Genomic DNA, 17,631 nt, shown 5'->3' with positions numbered 1-17,631 from the left:
TAAATTATTTAGTAAACTTTTCAGCTAGATAAAGCCAAGTTTCAAGTACTGTATCTGGGTTAAGTGAAACAGAGTCAATCCCCTCTTCAACTAACCAAGCAGCAAAATCTTCATGATCCGATGGACCTTGACCACAAATACCTACATATTTGCCTTTCGCTTTAGCAGTTTGAATTGCCATTGAAAGTAGTTTCTTGATAGCTGGGTTTCGCTCATCAAACAGATGCGCAATAAGACCAGAATCGCGGTCCAGACCAAGTGTTAACTGGGTAAGGTCATTTGAGCCTATCGAGAAGCCATCGAAATATTCTAAGAACTCATCAGCAAGTAGGCAGTTTGATGGAAGTTCACACATCATAATGACTTTTAGACCATTCTCGCCACGTTTTAGACCATGAGCTTCAAGGATTTCAATAACTTGAGCCGCTTCTTCTAGGGTACGAACGAATGGGATCATGATTTCAACGTTGGTTAGATCCATCTCGTTGCGAACACGTTTAATGGCTTCACACTCTAATGCAAAACACTCTCTAAAGTCTTCAGAAATGTAACGAGATGCGCCGCGGAAACCAATCATTGGGTTTTCTTCTTCCGGCTCATACTGCTGGCCGCCAACCAAGTTTGCATACTCGTTTGACTTAAAGTCAGACATACGAACGATTACACGCTCTGGAGCAAATGCCGCACCTAGCGTAGAAATACCTTCAACTAGCTTACTGATATAGAACTCTACTGGTGACTCATATCCTGCGATTAGCTCTTTAATTTCAGCCTGTAGCTCTGCATCTTGCTTATCAAAATGAAGTAGTGCTTTAGGGTGGATACCAATCATACGGTTGATGATAAATTCAAGACGCGCAAGACCGATACCTGCATGTGGTAACTTAGCAAAATCAAACGCGCGATCTGGGTTACCTACGTTCATCATTATCTTCATCGGAATAGCTGGCATTGCATCGATGCGAGAAGAAATAACATCGAATTCAAGTTCACCTTTGTAGATATAACCTGTGTCGCCTTCAGCACATGAAACTGTTACCGTGTCGCCATTGGTGATCAAATCGGTTGCATTACCACATCCAACCACCGCTGGGATCCCCAGCTCACGTGCAATGATTGCAGCGTGACAAGTACGTCCACCACGATTCGTTACGATAGCAGAGGCACGCTTCATGATAGGTTCCCAATCAGGATCCGTCATGTCAGTAACAAGTACATCGCCTTGCTTTACCGAGTCCATTTGATCAATTGAAGACAGGACTTTAACTACGCCTGAGCCAATCTTATGACCGATTGCACGACCTTCAACAATAACTTCAGACTTTGATTTTAGCTGGAAGCGTTCCATTACGTTCGCATCTTCGTTTGAACGGACAGTTTCTGGACGGGCTTGAACGATATAAAGCTTACCGTCGTTACCATCTTTTGCCCATTCGATATCCATTGGACGACCGTAATGCTTTTCGATAATAACAGCTTGCTTTGCTAATTCTTCTACTTCTGCGTCTGTAATCGAGAATTGGTTAGATAGTGCTGAGTCTACATCAACAATCTCAACTTGCTTTCCGTGAGACTCATCACTTGAGTAGATCATTTGGATTGCTTTTGAGCCAATATTTCTCTTAAGTACAGCAGGCTTTGCTTTTGCAAGCGTTTGCTTATGAACATAAAATTCATCTGGGTTTACTGCGCCCTGAACTACCATCTCGCCCAAACCATAGCTAGAAGTAACGAAGACAACGTCTTCGAAGCCTGATTCGGTATCGATTGAGAACATAACACCAGACGACGCTTTGTCTGAACGCACCATACGCTGAATACCAGCAGAAAGCGCCACGCCTCTGTGATCATAGCCTTGGTGTACACGATAAGAAATTGCACGGTCATTGAATAGCGAAGCAAAAACATGCTTGATAGCGACCATTACGGCATCAATGCCACGAACATTTAGGAAAGTTTCTTGTTGGCCAGCGAAGGAGGCGTCTGGCATATCTTCTGCTGTTGCTGATGAACGAACAGCAAAGGAGACATCTTGGCTTGCGTCACCGTGTAACTGGCTATACGCCTCACGGATTGCTTTATCTAATTCTGGTTGGAATGGTGTATCGATAACCCATTGTCTAATCTGGGTGCCGACTTTGGCTAATTCGTTGACGTCGTCAACATCGAGAGTATCTAGGATTGAGTGGATTTTTTCATTGAGGCCTGATTGCTCAAGAAATTCATTAAACGCATCAGCAGTTGTTGCGAATCCACCAGGTACTTGTACACCAGCGTTAGCAAGGTTAGATATCATTTCACCTAGAGAAGCGTTTTTACCACCAACTCGAGGTACATCTTGCATACCCAACTCTTGATACCAGAGAACGTAGTCTTGCACGGAACTGTCTCCAAAACAAATTGTATTAAATGTGAGAGATTAATTGACCTTTCCACTTGGTCAAGGGCATTCTACAACGGTAAGGCAGTCTTCGTAAACCGCGATGGCTTATTTTCAACAATTTCTGAATGAATAATAGCAAAATGAGAACAGCATTTTATATTTCCGATGGTACCGCTATCACCTCTGAAGTGTTTGGTCACGCAACGCTTTCAATGTTCCCTGTAGAATTTAATCACCAAACGATACCATTTGTAGAAACAGTAAAAAAAGCAAATGAAATCAAAAAATTAATAGACTCGGTTGCTGAGACATCAGGTGAAAAACCATTGGTGTTTTTTACATTCGTTAATCCAGAATTGTCCGATATTATTTTATCGTCGCAAGGGGTTTGTTACGACTTTTTATCTTATGCCAGCGAAATAGTAAAAAGAGAGCTAAAAGTTCAGCCGGTGCCAAAAATGCACCGCACGCATAGCATTCACGAATCTTCTTATGATTTTAGAATAGATGCCGTTAACTACGCACTTGCAAATGATGACGGCGCAAATATTAAAGATTATGACGAGGCAGACATCATATTGGTTGGTGTCAGCCGCAGCGGTAAAACGCCGACAAGCTTATATTTAGCATTGCAATATGGGATAAAAGCCGCGAATTACCCGATGACAGAGGATGATTTAGAAAGTGGAAAACTACCCAAATGTCTAGATAAATACAAAGGTAAGCTCTTTGGCTTAACCATAGATCCCGAAAGACTAGCCGCAATAAGGCAAGAGAGAATGGCAAACTCCAAGTACGCATCAATCAGACAATGCCGTATTGAAGTCAAAGAAGTCGAGATGCTATTTAAAAAGAATAGAACGCCTTACTTGAACAGTACACGTTATTCCGTTGAGGAAATATCAGCAAAGATTATTTCTGAAACTGGGTTAAAGCGCCATAAATACTAAAAAGGCCGCAATGCGGCCCTTTGTTTGTTGTTTATACTGTTTTACGAGCGTCTTTTAGTAGATCAGCAACTAAAAATCCTAGCTCTAAAACTTGGTCTGCGTTTAGACGCGGATCACACTGGGTGCGGTAACGCTGAGATAAGTCTTCGTCTGATAGACCATAGGCACCACCAACACACTCAGTGACGTGTTGCCCTGTCATTTCTAAGTGCACACCGCCAGGATAGCTACCCTCCGCTTTATGCACTGCGAAGAACTGACTGATTTCTCTTAGGATATTGTTAAAGCTACGTGTCTTATATCCAGTCGTCGCTTTTTCAGTGTTTCCGTGCATCGGATCCGAAGTCCAAATAACTTTGCGGCCTTCTTCTTGAATTCTGCGAACTAATTTAGGGAGTTTTTCCGGCAACACATCTGCACCCATGCGAGTGATAAGTGTTAGACGACCAGGAATGTTATCTGGGTTAAGCGCATCGACAAGCTTAATTAACTCATCTTCTTGCATCCCTGGGCCAACTTTTACGCCAATTGGGTTTTTAATACCACGGAAAAATTCGATATGCGCGTGATCTAATTGACGTGTACGTTCACCAATCCAAACAAAGTGAGCCGAACAATCGTACCAGTCCCCTGATAAGTGGTCTCGTCTAGTTAACGCTTCTTCATAACCTAACAATAGTGCTTCGTGTGAGGTATAAAGCGGAGTTTCCTTCAGGCTTGGTGCTACTGTTGAATCGATGCCACAAACTTCCATAAACTCAAGCGCTTCTTGAATACGCTCTGCGAGCTGTTGAAACTTGTCTTTTAACGGATTTGCAGCTACGAAACTCATATTCCAGCGATTTACCTGATGCAGATCAGCAAGACCTCCCTGCGCAAACGCGCGAAGTAGGTTAAGTGTTGCTGCTGACTGATGATATGCTTTCATCAATCTATCAGGATCTGGGATACGCGCTTCTTCCGTAAACTCAAAACTATTAACGATATCACCACGGTATGAAGGTAAAGAAACACCATCAATAGTCTCAAAATCTGAAGAACGTGGCTTAGCATACTGCCCTGCCATTCGAGCAATTTTAACTACCGGGCATTTACCGCCATATGTCAATACGACAGCCATTTGCAAAAGTGTCTTGAACGTATCACGAATATTAGCGGCACTAAAATCTGAAAACGATTCTGCGCAATCACCACCTTGCAATATAAAAGCTTTACCTTCGCAAACATCAGCTAGGCTTTTATACAAGCTCCGCGTCTCTTCTGCAAAGACGAGTGGTGGTGCTGAATTTAGTTCTTTTTCAACTGATTTTAACTTCTCTGAATTTGGGTATTCAGGTTGCTGCAAGATAGGTTTATCTCTCCAGCTATTTGGGCTCCAATTAGCCATTGTATTTTCCTCATTCCAATATGTGTTACCACCATTGAACAGTACCCCAAGCCCCCTTATTCATCAAGGAAAAACTTTAGTTTGTTTTTAGTAAAGAACACATCATACAAATTACTGTTTAGAACATGAAACATTTGCTAAAATTTTTTAAGAAATTAATCGAAGTAACGTCTTTCTTAAGATATGAAGGTTTTTTATACATTTTTCCAACGAACAAAAAACAAGCGAGCTTAAAGTAGGCGACTATCAGACTTTTATCATCTGATCTTTAAATCGCTATAATGAGTATCATCACGCATTTAGAGTGAATTGAAGACCCTGGAATCGATATCAAATATAATCTTGTCGACGTCTTTTTTTTCACTTTGAGTGTCTTAATTAGTTGCGCTGACGAATGGAAGTCAATTCAGGAATTTGTGAGCTAGCGGGACCCCACCCTACCTCTTCAGAAAATCATCTTACAGAGCATTTATATACAAAGACGACACACTGACTTTAGCCTATTATTATGTTAAATTGATGTTTATTTAAGTTCAGACTAGTAATTGCTGTAGTGACTCGTCGTATTTTATGAGTAGGAAGGAAGCAAGAAAAAATGAGTCTATAGTGATTGCTATGAGTACTAATCACATGTGCTATATAGTATTTGGAAGTATTAACACGTATAGGTACTTCCAACAGCTAACTCCTCCAATGAGAACTCAATGCTGAAAAATTGGGGAGATTTCTCTTCAGTGATCTGGGTTATTAAAATAAATTTTCCTGATTAAGCTATCTTATTGAAACGGCGAGAACGCCGAACAATCTATCACTAGATAAAAATAAAACTCTACTGTCAAAAAGGTGATATTGATTACGTAGTACTACTGAGTTTACTCTTGCCCCTCATTCTTTTCTTGATATCTAACACAACGACTTTTATTCTTACAGTATCATAATATAATTGGGCATAAGGTTACTCGCTTAATAGCTATTTTCAATTCCAAAACTCTCGCTAGTTTCTGGCCAGTTAGTTTCAGAGATATTTTTCCATGAACAGTTAGCTAATCTAGCTTGACTCGTTCGCAAACAAGCTGTTCAGACGCTTGAAAAGATCTCTGTCTACTTTGCTCTTTGACGATCAGACCATGAATTCAGGTGTAAAAACTATATGATATTTAAATAATAAAAGCACAGGAGACGTGTCTTCTATCTACTCGTTTTTTCCGTTATTTTAACTTCGCTACAAATCGAGTAAGACACTGACATTAGTATTTATTCCGGCGAAGCGTGAATAACAGTAAGCAATCACTGAAGTAGCTGGTGTAGTTATTATAAAGAAGTACTAGCATTGCAACTTCGAACTGTACATGTGCATGTAGCAAAAGAAACTTGTGCTATAACCGTCTTCGTGTTTTAGTCAGGTACGACTACAAAAGTGCGGATGTTACTCGAAGATTCATAGCCAAGAAAAAGAAGTGGTACGATTGTTCTCTTTGAAAGTGCAAAATTAAACTCAGTGTTCTACTCTACAATTTAGCCAATCCCTTTAAAGGATCCCAAATGATGCTTATTGCAAAGTGAGTACACACTTACTAACCATCTATCACCTTCCCTTTTCGGCCTAACTAGAATTTATTAAACCTTCATGCCTATGGAAAAGTGCTCGGTCGAAACAAAATAAGTGAACACTTACTATTGTTTTTCAACACTAAAATCTTGAACCAGAAGAAGACTCTGTCAGTATCAAAAGTTGACTTTAATTTATAAAAAAGAGTATTATCGCGAGGATAAAGGAACACATCATACATTTTTTTCATAAATATAAAATCAGTGTTGAATTTAAAAATTAATCAAAAAACTGACAAGTAGCGTTGTTGTTCTGAGTGGTTACTAGCCACTGCTTTTTAGCCTGATAGTATTGCCCATTAGAAACTCCCTTCAAAAGTGACAAAAAGCTAATTTTATAGGAGAAATCCAAAAAAATTTGATATAATTTAGTCTATCTGAAAGGAACACATCATACAAAGTGAGGTAAAACAATTTCAACTCTACAAAACTAATTAGCAATTTCATCAAGACGACATAGAATCACTTTCCTATTTTAAAATTCACTAGCAGATATTTTATTTCTCTAAAACCTAGACGCTCCAAATAAAAGCTTAATAAGTGAAGATAAATATGAGCTAACAGAATATTTCTGATATAATTTACATATATCTCAGGGAACACATCATACTTGCAAGATCAATAAAAGTATGCATCATCACAAAATACCCACAGCTAATTGATCAAATAACTAAGTTCTCAACAACGATCGACTAAAACGATACTTAGCTTAATTTAGCAAACGGCAAGTGATATAGTTAGTTTGTTCCATTAGATACTCATAATAAAATCGCTTAGCGAGATTTCATTATTTTTGATATAATGCGAGAGAGATAACAAGAACACATCATACAATGAATAAATTTAATATACGTTCAACTTTCGATATTCTTAATGAACAAATTAACCAGCTATGCCATGAACTGACAGAAGCCGATATAAAAAAGGCAACATTTTATGAACTGCCTGATATCAAAAAACAAGATGAAGAAACCGCTCCAACAAATATAACAGTTAAAAAAATAGAAGGTGAAAAAGCACTCTCTAAATGTTTAGATGCTTATCGCGACCTCTACTTAAACGACCGAGAAAGCGGAAAGTTGTTGCAAAGGTTTCCTGGTCTTTTGTTAGTTAATGACCCTAAAGAAGTTATCAACTCTAGGGTGAATGCAGTGAATCTTGCCAAAGAAAATTTTAAAAATGCTATTCTGGAAATTTCTAACAATGATGCCAGATTCGAAGCTGTTCATAGTGCAGTTCCTAACTTAATGACTTTGGCTGCCTATCGAAAAATACATAGCGAATCCGAAGCTCCCTATTCCGTTCGATTTACCTGGATGAAAAAACATGCAACCAGAGTTTTGAGTAAAGAACTTGCTATGGAGATGTTGAATCGCTCTTCACTATATTCAAATCCGAGGATGATAGATCAGGAAAAGTGGCAACAGCTAGTAGAACAAGAAAAATATAGAGTTTCTAGTCTATCAGAAAATGCAAAGCTCAGAATTAGAAGGCCAACCAGAGTAACACCTGAGGTGAATGTGAGATATACAGCTCAAAATCGCTATCATGTAAGTGCCGCACTTCCATTTATACTCTTTAACCCGCATCCAGACACTAAACTTGGAGAGTTAAGTCATTTTACACAAAAAGACGATCATCCAAGAAAGCGAGAGTACAACTTTCTAGTCGATAGAATTTATTTAGAAAGATTTGAGTAATAGTAAGGTAATTCATACGGAATCTAACGATAGCACGCAATTTAACATAATCTTGTTGAATTAGTATAGTCCATGCAAGTGCTAACTGACTTGTCCTCATTATAGTATGATGTGTTCTACCCATTTTAAAACTTATACCAATTAGCTTAATTAAGTGATCTCTTCTGAGGCGAAGAAAATCTTGTCGATAACACCATTACCGCATCCAGCTACCGCCAAGTTACATCCATATAGGCAGGCGAAAATTTTTGCTATTTAGTTGTTCTAAATAAGAAATTTTTAACGCAGTTAGCATCAGATTTGCTCCTTCAAATTGAACAAGTATCAAGGCTAATTGGTATTATAAGACTATGATGAAATCGTTATCTTCACAGATTAAGTACTAAATTTTTTCAGGTTAAATTTTGATTTATCATTACGTGTTAAGCTCTGAAATAGCTTATCGACCACGGAGTCGCATCTATAAATTACAAAAAATCAACTTCTGTTGGCTAACATGCTTTTCTATTTAATTGTTTTAAATAGGAAAATTTCAATTATTGATATACTTCTTCCCTCTTCCAAGGATTAGAGAATTAACTTGATCTGCTGATGTAGTTTCAAGATTTATTTATGTCAGTATTTTCCACCACAGAAAATTTTTAGCTTTATAGACTTCATCATTTTGAAGAATTGGGTTGTGATAAATTTCGCTCAGAAAGTATCTTAAGTTGAAATAGAAATTAGCTTTGATATAAAAGTTTTTTGTTTTGGCTAGAAATACCATTCTAGCCAAAATAAGAAATTTTATTTTTTAACGATTTCTTCTAATGTATCTTCATCAATTACTTCAACATTTTCAACGATCCGTTTTCCGCCTTGAATTTCGATACGTTTATGGTGTTTATTGAGAGCCAATATTTCATCACAGAACTGAGCTGATGGGTGCATTTCGTACACATAATCAACGATTTTCCCGGACTTTTCATCCTTAACATTTGAAATATTGTATTCGGATATCGCCCCTTTCTCGATCAAATCTTTCATTGTTGTGGTCATATCACGACGAAGTGCCTTCAATTTATTCTCTGTTATTTCATCATCAGAATAAATTGAACCGTACTTTTCCATAATTGAAATTAGGCGAAAATGATAAGTTTTACCTGGAGCTGCGTAACGCCATAGATGATACAAACGTAGCATCATCCAACGAGACAAACCGCGTTTTAACTCTTGAGCACTGTTGAAATAATAGCCTTTATACTCCAAGTTATCGATCATGTTATGAACAAATGCATTTAAACATGCAACACATTTGATGTTCCCACCCTGCCCTTTTTTACCACTAAAGTGTAGCGACGACAGAAAGTTCATGTTTGATTCGTAAAATGAATCATCAATACTTGGGTTTTTAGTATCTGTAGCCGTATATTTGAACGAAAGTTTAGAACCTTGAAGAGCTTCCAAAGATTCCTTAATTTGCGGATAAGGCATTGATTGACCAACAGCTTTTAATTCTTGAGCAAGCTCGTTCATCGAAAAAATAACCGCGTATTGAATACCGGACTTAAAATTTATTTTAACAATCTTACCTTTAGAAGCTAGGCGGATCAGTGCGCGCTCAACTTTTTCTTCTCGGTCAGATGGCCAAACTAAAAACTCTTCGTCATCACCATCTCTTTTAGTACTAACAACAGCAGGGGTAATTTTTATCTCACCTTCGTATAGAATACCATCTACTTTTTCTGATATTTTTCTCGTTACGATTGTTTTTTTGGGCGCTTCTTCTAATGGTAATTTTTTATGTCCAGAACGAACAAAGCGTCCCCATAAATCGTAATGATTAAAGGTGTTAGAATAAGCTCTTAACCCATGGGCTGCATTTTCTAAAGATACTCGAACATCTTTATTGTCCGTAAACAACGCCAAACTTTCGTTATCGATTGCACTTTCTACACCATGGATCTGTCCACGAAGTGAATCGGGCAAATTGTCAACAGAGATGTTCACCTTCCGGCTCATTGTTTTACTTCCAAATTTTCATGACGTCTAATAACAACATATTCGACAGAAAAAGTTAATGATTAAAGTTAGTAAAAAAGTGATCCGAAGTAACTTTTTTTGTTGGGATCATTGTTTTACTAAGTAAGGCTCATTTTCAGATCAAGTTTTTACTAACAAAGGTAAAATGATCGCTGAAAAACCTTTGTTTAAGGCATATTTAGCGGATTTACAACGGCAAATCCGACGCCCTTGTGGAAAACTAGGTCCTTAATTAGTAAAGATCTGATCTATGCTAGGTAGAGATCAGATCTATACATACCTTAAAGCACTTGATCTTATATCACCTGTGCATAACTGTTTGATCTTACTTGGTAAAAAATCGATCCCAACCACCATACCTGTGAGTAATTCTGTGTATAAGCTGTTTATATATAACTTTTTGAAATAGTAGTTAGTAAAATTTCGATCTGGGAGTTATAAGAGATCAGATCTTAACCTAGTAAAAAGTAGATCTATGAAAATTAAAAAAAGTTATGTAAAACAGTAGGATATAATATAATTTCTTGGCCTTAGCCTTTAATACCTATATATCTAACCATATCTAAACTTTCTTATTTATACTTAGATGTAAATCAAAATTACAAATGTCTTTGTTTTTTTGTGTTTACAGCAAAATATATGGACATTATAATAATCGTTATCAAATAAAGGATAATGTGTATGTCTATAAATAACAATGCGCTATCAACGTACCGGCTGTTGAAAGCTACAGCAGAAGTAGCAGAACAATCACTTGCTGGTCGTATTCAACATTATAGAGCTCATCTTAAAACTGAAGAAAAAGAGCTTAGAACTTACACGCAAAAAGCTGCTGCAGATCTACTTGGTGTGAATAATAGAACACTCAAAAGACGTCATGACCAAGGTGACTTTGATACCATCAATATAAAGAAAGGCGCAAACGGTCATTATGCATACACATTAGCAAATATCTTTGCGATGGCAGATGTTCTGGGTGTAAATGCTGATCAACGAAAGCCTAGCGATAAATTACAAGTCATTGTGATTAATAGTTTGAAAGGCGGTTGTGGTAAAACAACAAGTTTGGTGAATATTGCAGCAGCTCTAGCTACAACGAATATTAAGCGCTATCGCATCGGGATCATTGATCTTGATCCGCAAGGATCATCATCAAGCTTTTTTCCATCTAATGATCATGAACCGATCACAGTTGGTGATCTGATGAGAGATTGCATCGAATTAGATGAAGGTGAAACATGGAAAGATCTTGTCTCTAATTCATTCCAAGAAACCCACATTCCAAATATTCGCGTATTACCTTCTGGTATGGATGACTTTTACTTTGAACACGAAACAGCAACAGAGTTAAAAGAAAGTTCAAGCTACGAAAAGACACGTCATTACCATAAGCTTAAAGAGAAGGTTATAGAGCCCGTACAAGACGAGTTTGATATTATCCTAGTAGATACCGCGCCTTCACTTAATTTTATGTTCTATAACGCATTGATGGCGTCTACGGCTATGTTAATACCTGTACATCCAGAGGCCGTAGACTTCGACGCTAATAATAAATATCTGAAACGTCTTGGTGAGATATACCATACCGTTGCAGCTCTTGGTCACGAAGGCTGGGACTTTATGCAATTTTTAGTCACTAACTATGTTAAAGGCAATCATTCTCAGCGCGATATCGTTAAAGATGTACGTAGTGCTTTTGGCCGTCAAGTAATGAGTTATCCAATTAATCACAGCTCTGCAATTACGGCGAGCTCTTCATCGTTTAACACTATTTTTGATCAAAAGACTTCTGATAGCTTAGCAAGTCGCGAAGCATTGCTAAAAGCGCAAGAAAATATCAAAGACGTGGTTGATGAATTAGAAATGCTGATCCGTTCAAATTGGCCTTCAACACAGTCTTCGCTAGCAGAATAAAAGGGTATTAATAATGGCTAGAAAACGTAAAAATGACACTCGAATAGATCCTTTTGCTACTGCGGTTGAAGGCAGTAGCCTCGACGATCTTTTAGATCAGGCGAAAGTAGGTGATGTGGTTACTATGCCTGCGCCAAGCGATCCGACAAAAACCATAGTACTGACCTGTGAAGTGGTACCGTTTAGCGAAATTGAGAGTAAAACCACAGTTTATGGGCAGAATCGTCGTGAGCAATCCCTATTAAGCGAAAAAGCGGTCGCAGATATATTACCTGCCATTAAAAAAGATAAACGTAATCTCCACCCTGCCCTATGTTGGCAGCACAATGGCAAACTTCACGTTTTATCGGGTTCTAGACGCCGTAAAGCCTGTATGCTGGCCGAAGCGGATTATGTGGTGTTGAGCTCGAAAGACTTTAGTGATGAAGATGCAAAAACATTAGCGGTATCTTCCGATCAATACATCGCCCCGAGCCTTTGGGAATTGGGTAAAGCCTATTTTGATACTAAGCATAACTTGATCAAACAGGGCCAAAAAGGATCGTATCGAGAAATCGCTGCCGTGGAAGGTGTTTCTCACACAGCTATCGCAGACGCGTTGAAAGCTTATGAAAGTATTCCGGTCGAAGTATTGCAGTTGTATCCAACGGCAAATCATTTAGGCCGTGAAGCAGCTAAAAAGCTCATCACAGCAAAACAAGAACAGCCTGAGCAGTTTTCAGAGCAAATTGCTGCACTAAAAGCGCAAGACTTTATGACAGAAGAGATGTCGGACGAGAAACGTGCTGTTCAGATCACTAAATTCTTGACCACATTCGGAAGTAGCGATTCACGTGTCGAATCCATGCTAGAGAACGACTACATTCGAGTACAGAGAAATCTAAAGAGTGGTGATGTTACCGTGAAAATAGATAATCGAGTATTGACTGATAAGCGTCTGGAACAATTGCAAAAGCTGCTAAGCAGTTATAATTAAGGTTCGTTCAAAAATTGCCGCGTTGGTTGAATTATCAAGCAACTCGGCGCTTTTTCTAGTCAGTTGACCTCCAACCAGTCCTTTTTTAGCGAATTTCTTACATTTCTCTCTTTAGCTCAAATCACTAATTTCATATACTGGCTTTTTATTTTAATTTTGACGTGCACTTAATGTCTTCGCAGTTATCTAAAGAGCAACTTTTCGCCTTATTTGAAGAGATCAAACAGGAGCAGGCTAATCAATTTCCTTTGTCTGAACGTTTTCTTCGTCAATACTTCAATTCAGCTTTACTTGCGAAAGCTAAGGAGTATTTGAAAGACGAGCAAGTCTGTTACCTTCAACACAGCGAAAACTTCGCGCAAATTGATGCACAGGTATTGGGAAATTACGGCAATACCTTCACCCAGCACATCAAAATAAACCAAACGCAAAGTAGCGTTTCGGTCGAAGCAAACTGCTCGTGTTCAAATAATCCTAAATGTCGGCACATTGCTGCGGTATTACTCAAACTTAAAATTGAACATTCTGGCGGCTTTGGTGAGGCTTATTTAGTTAATGACTGGTTTAACGAACTAGGGCAGTTGCAGCAAATTGATAAAGCAGATGCAGAAAACGTCTTACTCTTCGTGTTAGAGCCTCGAGCAAACGAAATCCTTGTAAGTCCAAAGGTATCGCCAAATCGGCCCGACGGTGTTTACCCCTTAGGCCGAGTGTTAACCGAGCAACAGCTCAATAGCCAGGTCGCTCCAGCTGGTCTATTAGAAAACGATTTTCGCTTATTTAGCTGGATCCGCTCGCAAAATACACCGGGTCATTTTGAGTTATTTGGCGTCTGGGGCTTTAATGCACTCACACAACTTGTGCATACCCATCGCTGTTTTTATCGTAACCAGCGCCAACCTTTGGAGCTAGGGCATAAGCAAACGCTTGATTTTTACTGGCATCAAGAAGGCAATGAATACCAACTTAAAAGCCGTCTAGCGAATGTTGAACACTGGCGCTTGATTAAAACCGAACCTCCGGTGTATCTAGATACTGAAAACTTGGTCGTTGGCAGAATTGAGTCAGAGCTTACCGCGCAGGAAATCGCCCATCTTCATACTATGCCTACCATCACGGCTGAAAAGCTAGAGCAGGTGATGGCGCGTTTCCAAGATATCTTTACGGATGATGTCATTGCGCCTCCTGCTGGGTTTTCGCAGTTAGCGAGTAAGCAATCTAATGTTGCTAAGCTTATAAAACTAGATAGGCCAAATAAAATTCGCTTTGCAATTGAGCCGCTTGGAAAAGGCGCGACGAAAAAGCAATTAGCAAGGCTGGAGCAGGTACTCACTGGTCTCGGCTTTATCCATGAGGGCGACGAATTTTTATTACCAACTGAGGATGGCGTTGAAGTCCATTGGTTTAACAGGGAGATCAGGCCGCTTTTGCAGGGTAAACGTTGGATTGTTGACGAGCTGCCAAGCAATGGCCTCGTTGTTACACCAAAAGTGCTGTTAAGCCTTAAGAGAGATAAGCAACATCATGTGCTTGGAAAGGTGATGTTAGATGACAAGCCCGTTACGCTCAACTGGGATAAGCATCCGGTTCATGAGCTTAACAACCTCGCCCATGAATATCGCTACGTCGAAATTGGCGAGCAGTTCTATGCCATTAGCAAATCCATATTTGATGAATTGCTGGAGCTGAAATCTCGTTTTAGTTATTACCTTTCGAGCTCACAATTTAAATTTCCGTTGTCGTATGCCAAAAAGCTGTTTGAACTGACGCATATTCATGCTGACTCAGACGATCAAAAGCTACTTGAGTATCTCGCTGAGCTAGATAAACCGATAGAAAATCTTGACGTGATCCCTGCCAGCGAAGGACAGAGCTTCACCCTACGAGATTATCAAGTGCAAGGTGTTAACTGGCTTAAGTTCCTTAATCGTCACCAGTTAGGTGGCATTCTGGCCGATGATATGGGCCTTGGAAAAACGCTTCAGGTTATTGCTTACTTTATTTCTCAGCATAATACGCTAGTGACACAACCAAGTTTAATTGTCTGTCCGACGAGTTTAGTGGGGAACTGGCGTGACGAATTTAAACGTTTCGCACCGCATCTACCTCTCACTATTATTCATGGTTCCAATAGAGAGGAAGCACTCACTAACTTGTCAGGTGCACGATTTATTCTAACGACGTATCCGCTACTTAAGCGCGATGTGGCGTATTATAAAGGGCTAGATTTTGATTCTATTGTGTTGGATGAGGCGCAATATATTAAAAACGAAAGCGCACAAATATCTAAATGCGTAAAGAGCCTATCCGCGCGTTTTAAACTTTGTTTAAGTGGCACACCGGTAGAGAACAATTTACTCGAGCTTAAATCGCTGCTCGATTTTGTCATGCCTGATGTGCTGGGTACTAAGCAGCAGTTTAAGCAACACTTCCAGATCCCAATCGAAAAAGAACAAGATCGCCCTAGAGCTCGAGAACTCAGATCGCTGATCGCACCTTTTATTCTTCGTCGTACCAAAGCTGAGGTAGTGAAAGAGCTACCCAATAAGACAGAACTCATCAAAGAATTAGAGTTCTCTGATGAACAACATAAGCTATATCAAGGTGTTCAGCACCAAGTAGAAAGCAAATTGCTCAATCTATTTCAGGAGCAAGGCGTTGAAAGAAGCAAGCTGGCATTTCTCGATGCCTTGTTAAAGTTACGTCAGATCTGCTGTCACCCACAATTGGTTGATAAATCACTGACCGACCAACATGGCGCTAAATTTGAGTGGCTTGCACAACACCTGCCTGTGCTACTCAGTGAGGGCCGTAAGATAATTATCTTCAGCCAGTTTACCAGCGTGTTAGATCTCATTGCTGAGCAGTGTCAACAGCAACAGTTGAAATACACTATGCTGACAGGGCAGACCAGACAACGGGATAAAGCCATTGAGGCGTTTACTCAAGGCAAGTGCAATGTCTTTTTGATAAGCCTAAAAGCAGGGGGAACTGGTTTGAATTTGACTCAAGCAGATACGGTTATCCATTTCGACCCTTGGTGGAATCCTGCGGTAGAAAATCAAGCAACAGATCGCGCCTATCGTATCGGACAAGATAAGCCGGTGTTCGTGTACAAGTTGATTATGGCGAATTCTATCGAAGAGAAAGTGTTTAAGATGCAGCGCGATAAGCAAGCCCTTGTTGACGCCCTATTTGCAGACTCTGGAGTCAATCTTGGTCAGTTTGATGAGTCGCAAATGCTAGCGCTGATAAAAAATTAAAAATAATTTGGAACTAATCAACAAAGGTGAAGGTCTATGATAGTGCTTGTTGTGACATTGTTGAAACAGTAGGCATATGTTGATTTTCCCCCTTTGTTACTGATTGTAATAAGCCAGCTTAATTAAGTTGGCTTTTCTTTTTTCTGGCTCTAGGGCCTGTTTATCTTTCAAGTTTGTTTTTGCAGCAGTTTGACTGGTGTTTATACAAGGCAGAGCCTGCGTAGCATAGTCATTCTATGTAAGTCTGGCGATAACATAGTAGAAATGCCAATCAAGCGCTGCCCTTTGGGTTCACCTGAGTGCGCTTTGTTCATTGTTGCTCAACTTTTGCCTAGATTACTAGGCGGCAAGTCGAGCGTCGCGATCAAAACACACTCAGAAGAACAAAAATCAAACAGCAAAGGTCAACAGGCCCTAAAACATCTTTCACTCCATTTTTATTCCATAATCTCGCGCTTTAATAACTACAACGGAGAAACGCCATAGACCAATTAGGATAACGTTATGCTTTGCTACGACGCGACAATTTCACACTTAAACTTTATTGAGACGCAATCAGAATCTGACTATGATCTACTTAATGAAGTTGCGAGTTCAGAAGACTTGTCTAGTATACTTACCATGTTACTGTTCGATGACACGCTTTCAGATAAGTTAAAGCGCCAAGTTAGACAACAATTGAAGAAGTTAAAAGCAAAGAGTAAATAAATCCTATGTCTACCTCATCAAGAATTTTGCTTGTCGAAGACGACCAAGATATTGCAGAGCAGGTGCTGTTGTTTTTTAGAGCATCCGGTTTTGAAATGTTTCATATTGCAGACGGTGCCGAAGTTGTACCTTGGGTAAAGTTAAATCAACCAGATGCAATCTTGATGGATATCATGTTGCCGAACCAAGATGGCGTAGAGTGTATGCGTCAAATTCGAGCATTTTCTGAAGTACCAATTGTGATGCTGACTGCCAAAGTGGCAGAAGCAGACCGTTTAAAGGGCTTAGAAGTCGGCGCAGATGATTATGTATGTAAACCTTTTAGCGCCGCTGAATTAGTGATGCGCATGAAAGCGATCTTACGTCGTTGTGTGAATACCAATGCGTATCAAAAGCCTATCGAAGTAAATCGGGAAGAATTAACGGTTAAACTGAATGGCAGTACATTAGGCTTAACCAAAGTTGAGTTTGACGTCTTTGCGCTTTTATATGACGCACCAAACCGTGTCTTTTCAAGACAGCAAATTCTTGATTATATTCAGCCGGATAACTTTGATATTTCGGATCGCGTAATCGACAGCCACATTAAAAATATCAGAAAGAAAATCAAAGGATTAGATTTATCTCCGAAAATTGTAGAGTCGGTATATGGCGCCGGATATCGCTACAATGGTCAACAGATCACTGAATGACTAAGTGATTGAAATTTATATCTAAGGT

11 protein-coding genes are annotated in these 17,631 nt (G+C 39.3%); 8 read left to right on the top strand and 3 right to left on the bottom strand.

All coding sequences use genetic code 11. The features are described from left to right. Positions 1 to 4 precede the first annotated feature (4 nt). Positions 5 to 2,380 carry a phosphoenolpyruvate synthase gene (ppsA, locus tag ABMY45_RS08140; protein WP_174169155.1) on the bottom strand — a complete coding sequence of 792 codons (2,376 nt, stop codon included), beginning with the start codon at positions 2,378 to 2,380 and terminating at the stop codon, positions 5 to 7. A gap of 143 nt (positions 2,381 to 2,523) precedes the next feature. On the opposite strand from ppsA, the gene ABMY45_RS08135 reads away from it, so the two are divergent. Then, positions 2,524 to 3,333, top strand: a complete 810-nt coding sequence (locus tag ABMY45_RS08135; RefSeq protein WP_039495336.1) for a pyruvate, water dikinase regulatory protein — start codon at positions 2,524 to 2,526, stop codon at positions 3,331 to 3,333. 31 nt (positions 3,334 to 3,364) lie between these two features. Here the strand turns inward: ABMY45_RS08135 and ABMY45_RS08130 are convergent, their stop codons facing one another. Then, positions 3,365 to 4,720 carry a 3-deoxy-7-phosphoheptulonate synthase class II gene (locus ABMY45_RS08130; RefSeq protein WP_010605527.1) on the bottom strand — a complete coding sequence of 452 codons (1,356 nt, stop codon included), beginning with the start codon at positions 4,718 to 4,720 and terminating at the stop codon, positions 3,365 to 3,367. Between the two features lie 2,441 nt (positions 4,721 to 7,161). On the opposite strand from ABMY45_RS08130, the gene ABMY45_RS08125 reads away from it, so the two are divergent. Further along, the gene (locus tag ABMY45_RS08125) at positions 7,162 to 8,028 is read left to right on the top strand and encodes a DNA replication terminus site-binding protein (protein ID WP_174169154.1); all 867 of its coding nucleotides are present in this window, start codon (positions 7,162 to 7,164) and stop codon (positions 8,026 to 8,028) included. Between the two features lie 786 nt (positions 8,029 to 8,814). Here the strand turns inward: ABMY45_RS08125 and ABMY45_RS08120 are convergent. Further along, on the bottom strand, positions 8,815 to 10,029 hold the full coding sequence (locus ABMY45_RS08120; RefSeq protein WP_010605529.1) for a hypothetical protein: 1,215 nt from the start codon (positions 10,027 to 10,029) through the stop codon (positions 8,815 to 8,817). Positions 10,030 to 10,731: 702 nt separating this feature from the next. Between ABMY45_RS08120 and ABMY45_RS08115 the strand changes: the two genes are divergently transcribed. The 6 genes from ABMY45_RS08115 to ABMY45_RS08090 all read left to right on the top strand — a co-directional run bounded on the left by ABMY45_RS08115 (position 10,732) and on the right by ABMY45_RS08090 (position 17,603). Next, positions 10,732 to 11,964: an AAA family ATPase gene (locus ABMY45_RS08115; RefSeq protein ID WP_102058137.1), complete on the top strand. Its 1,233-nt coding sequence runs from the start codon at positions 10,732 to 10,734 to the stop codon at positions 11,962 to 11,964. Positions 11,965 to 11,977: 13 nt separating this feature from the next. Then, the gene (locus ABMY45_RS08110) at positions 11,978 to 12,940 is read left to right on the top strand and encodes a ParB N-terminal domain-containing protein (protein ID WP_102058138.1); all 963 of its coding nucleotides are present in this window, start codon (positions 11,978 to 11,980) and stop codon (positions 12,938 to 12,940) included. A gap of 170 nt (positions 12,941 to 13,110) precedes the next feature. Beyond that, positions 13,111 to 16,203: a DEAD/DEAH box helicase gene (locus ABMY45_RS08105; RefSeq protein WP_174169153.1), complete on the top strand. Its 3,093-nt coding sequence runs from the start codon at positions 13,111 to 13,113 to the stop codon at positions 16,201 to 16,203. Positions 16,204 to 16,467: 264 nt separating this feature from the next. Continuing rightward, on the top strand, positions 16,468 to 16,689 hold the full coding sequence (locus ABMY45_RS08100) for a hypothetical protein (protein WP_081489954.1): 222 nt from the start codon (positions 16,468 to 16,470) through the stop codon (positions 16,687 to 16,689). Positions 16,690 to 16,707: 18 nt separating this feature from the next. Next, the gene (locus ABMY45_RS08095) at positions 16,708 to 16,911 is read left to right on the top strand and encodes a hypothetical protein (protein WP_010376203.1); all 204 of its coding nucleotides are present in this window, start codon (positions 16,708 to 16,710) and stop codon (positions 16,909 to 16,911) included. A 5-nt stretch (positions 16,912 to 16,916) separates the two neighbouring features. Continuing rightward, the gene (locus tag ABMY45_RS08090) at positions 16,917 to 17,603 is read left to right on the top strand and encodes a response regulator (RefSeq protein ID WP_174169152.1); all 687 of its coding nucleotides are present in this window, start codon (positions 16,917 to 16,919) and stop codon (positions 17,601 to 17,603) included. Positions 17,604 to 17,631: the final 28 nt, after the last annotated feature.

The organism is Pseudoalteromonas sp. XMcav11-Q, from assembly GCF_040104525.1.
Lineage (GTDB): Bacteria > Pseudomonadota > Gammaproteobacteria > Enterobacterales > Alteromonadaceae > Pseudoalteromonas.
Note: the sequence above shows the minus strand (reverse complement) of the source record. Positions and strands in the feature narration are given on the sequence as shown.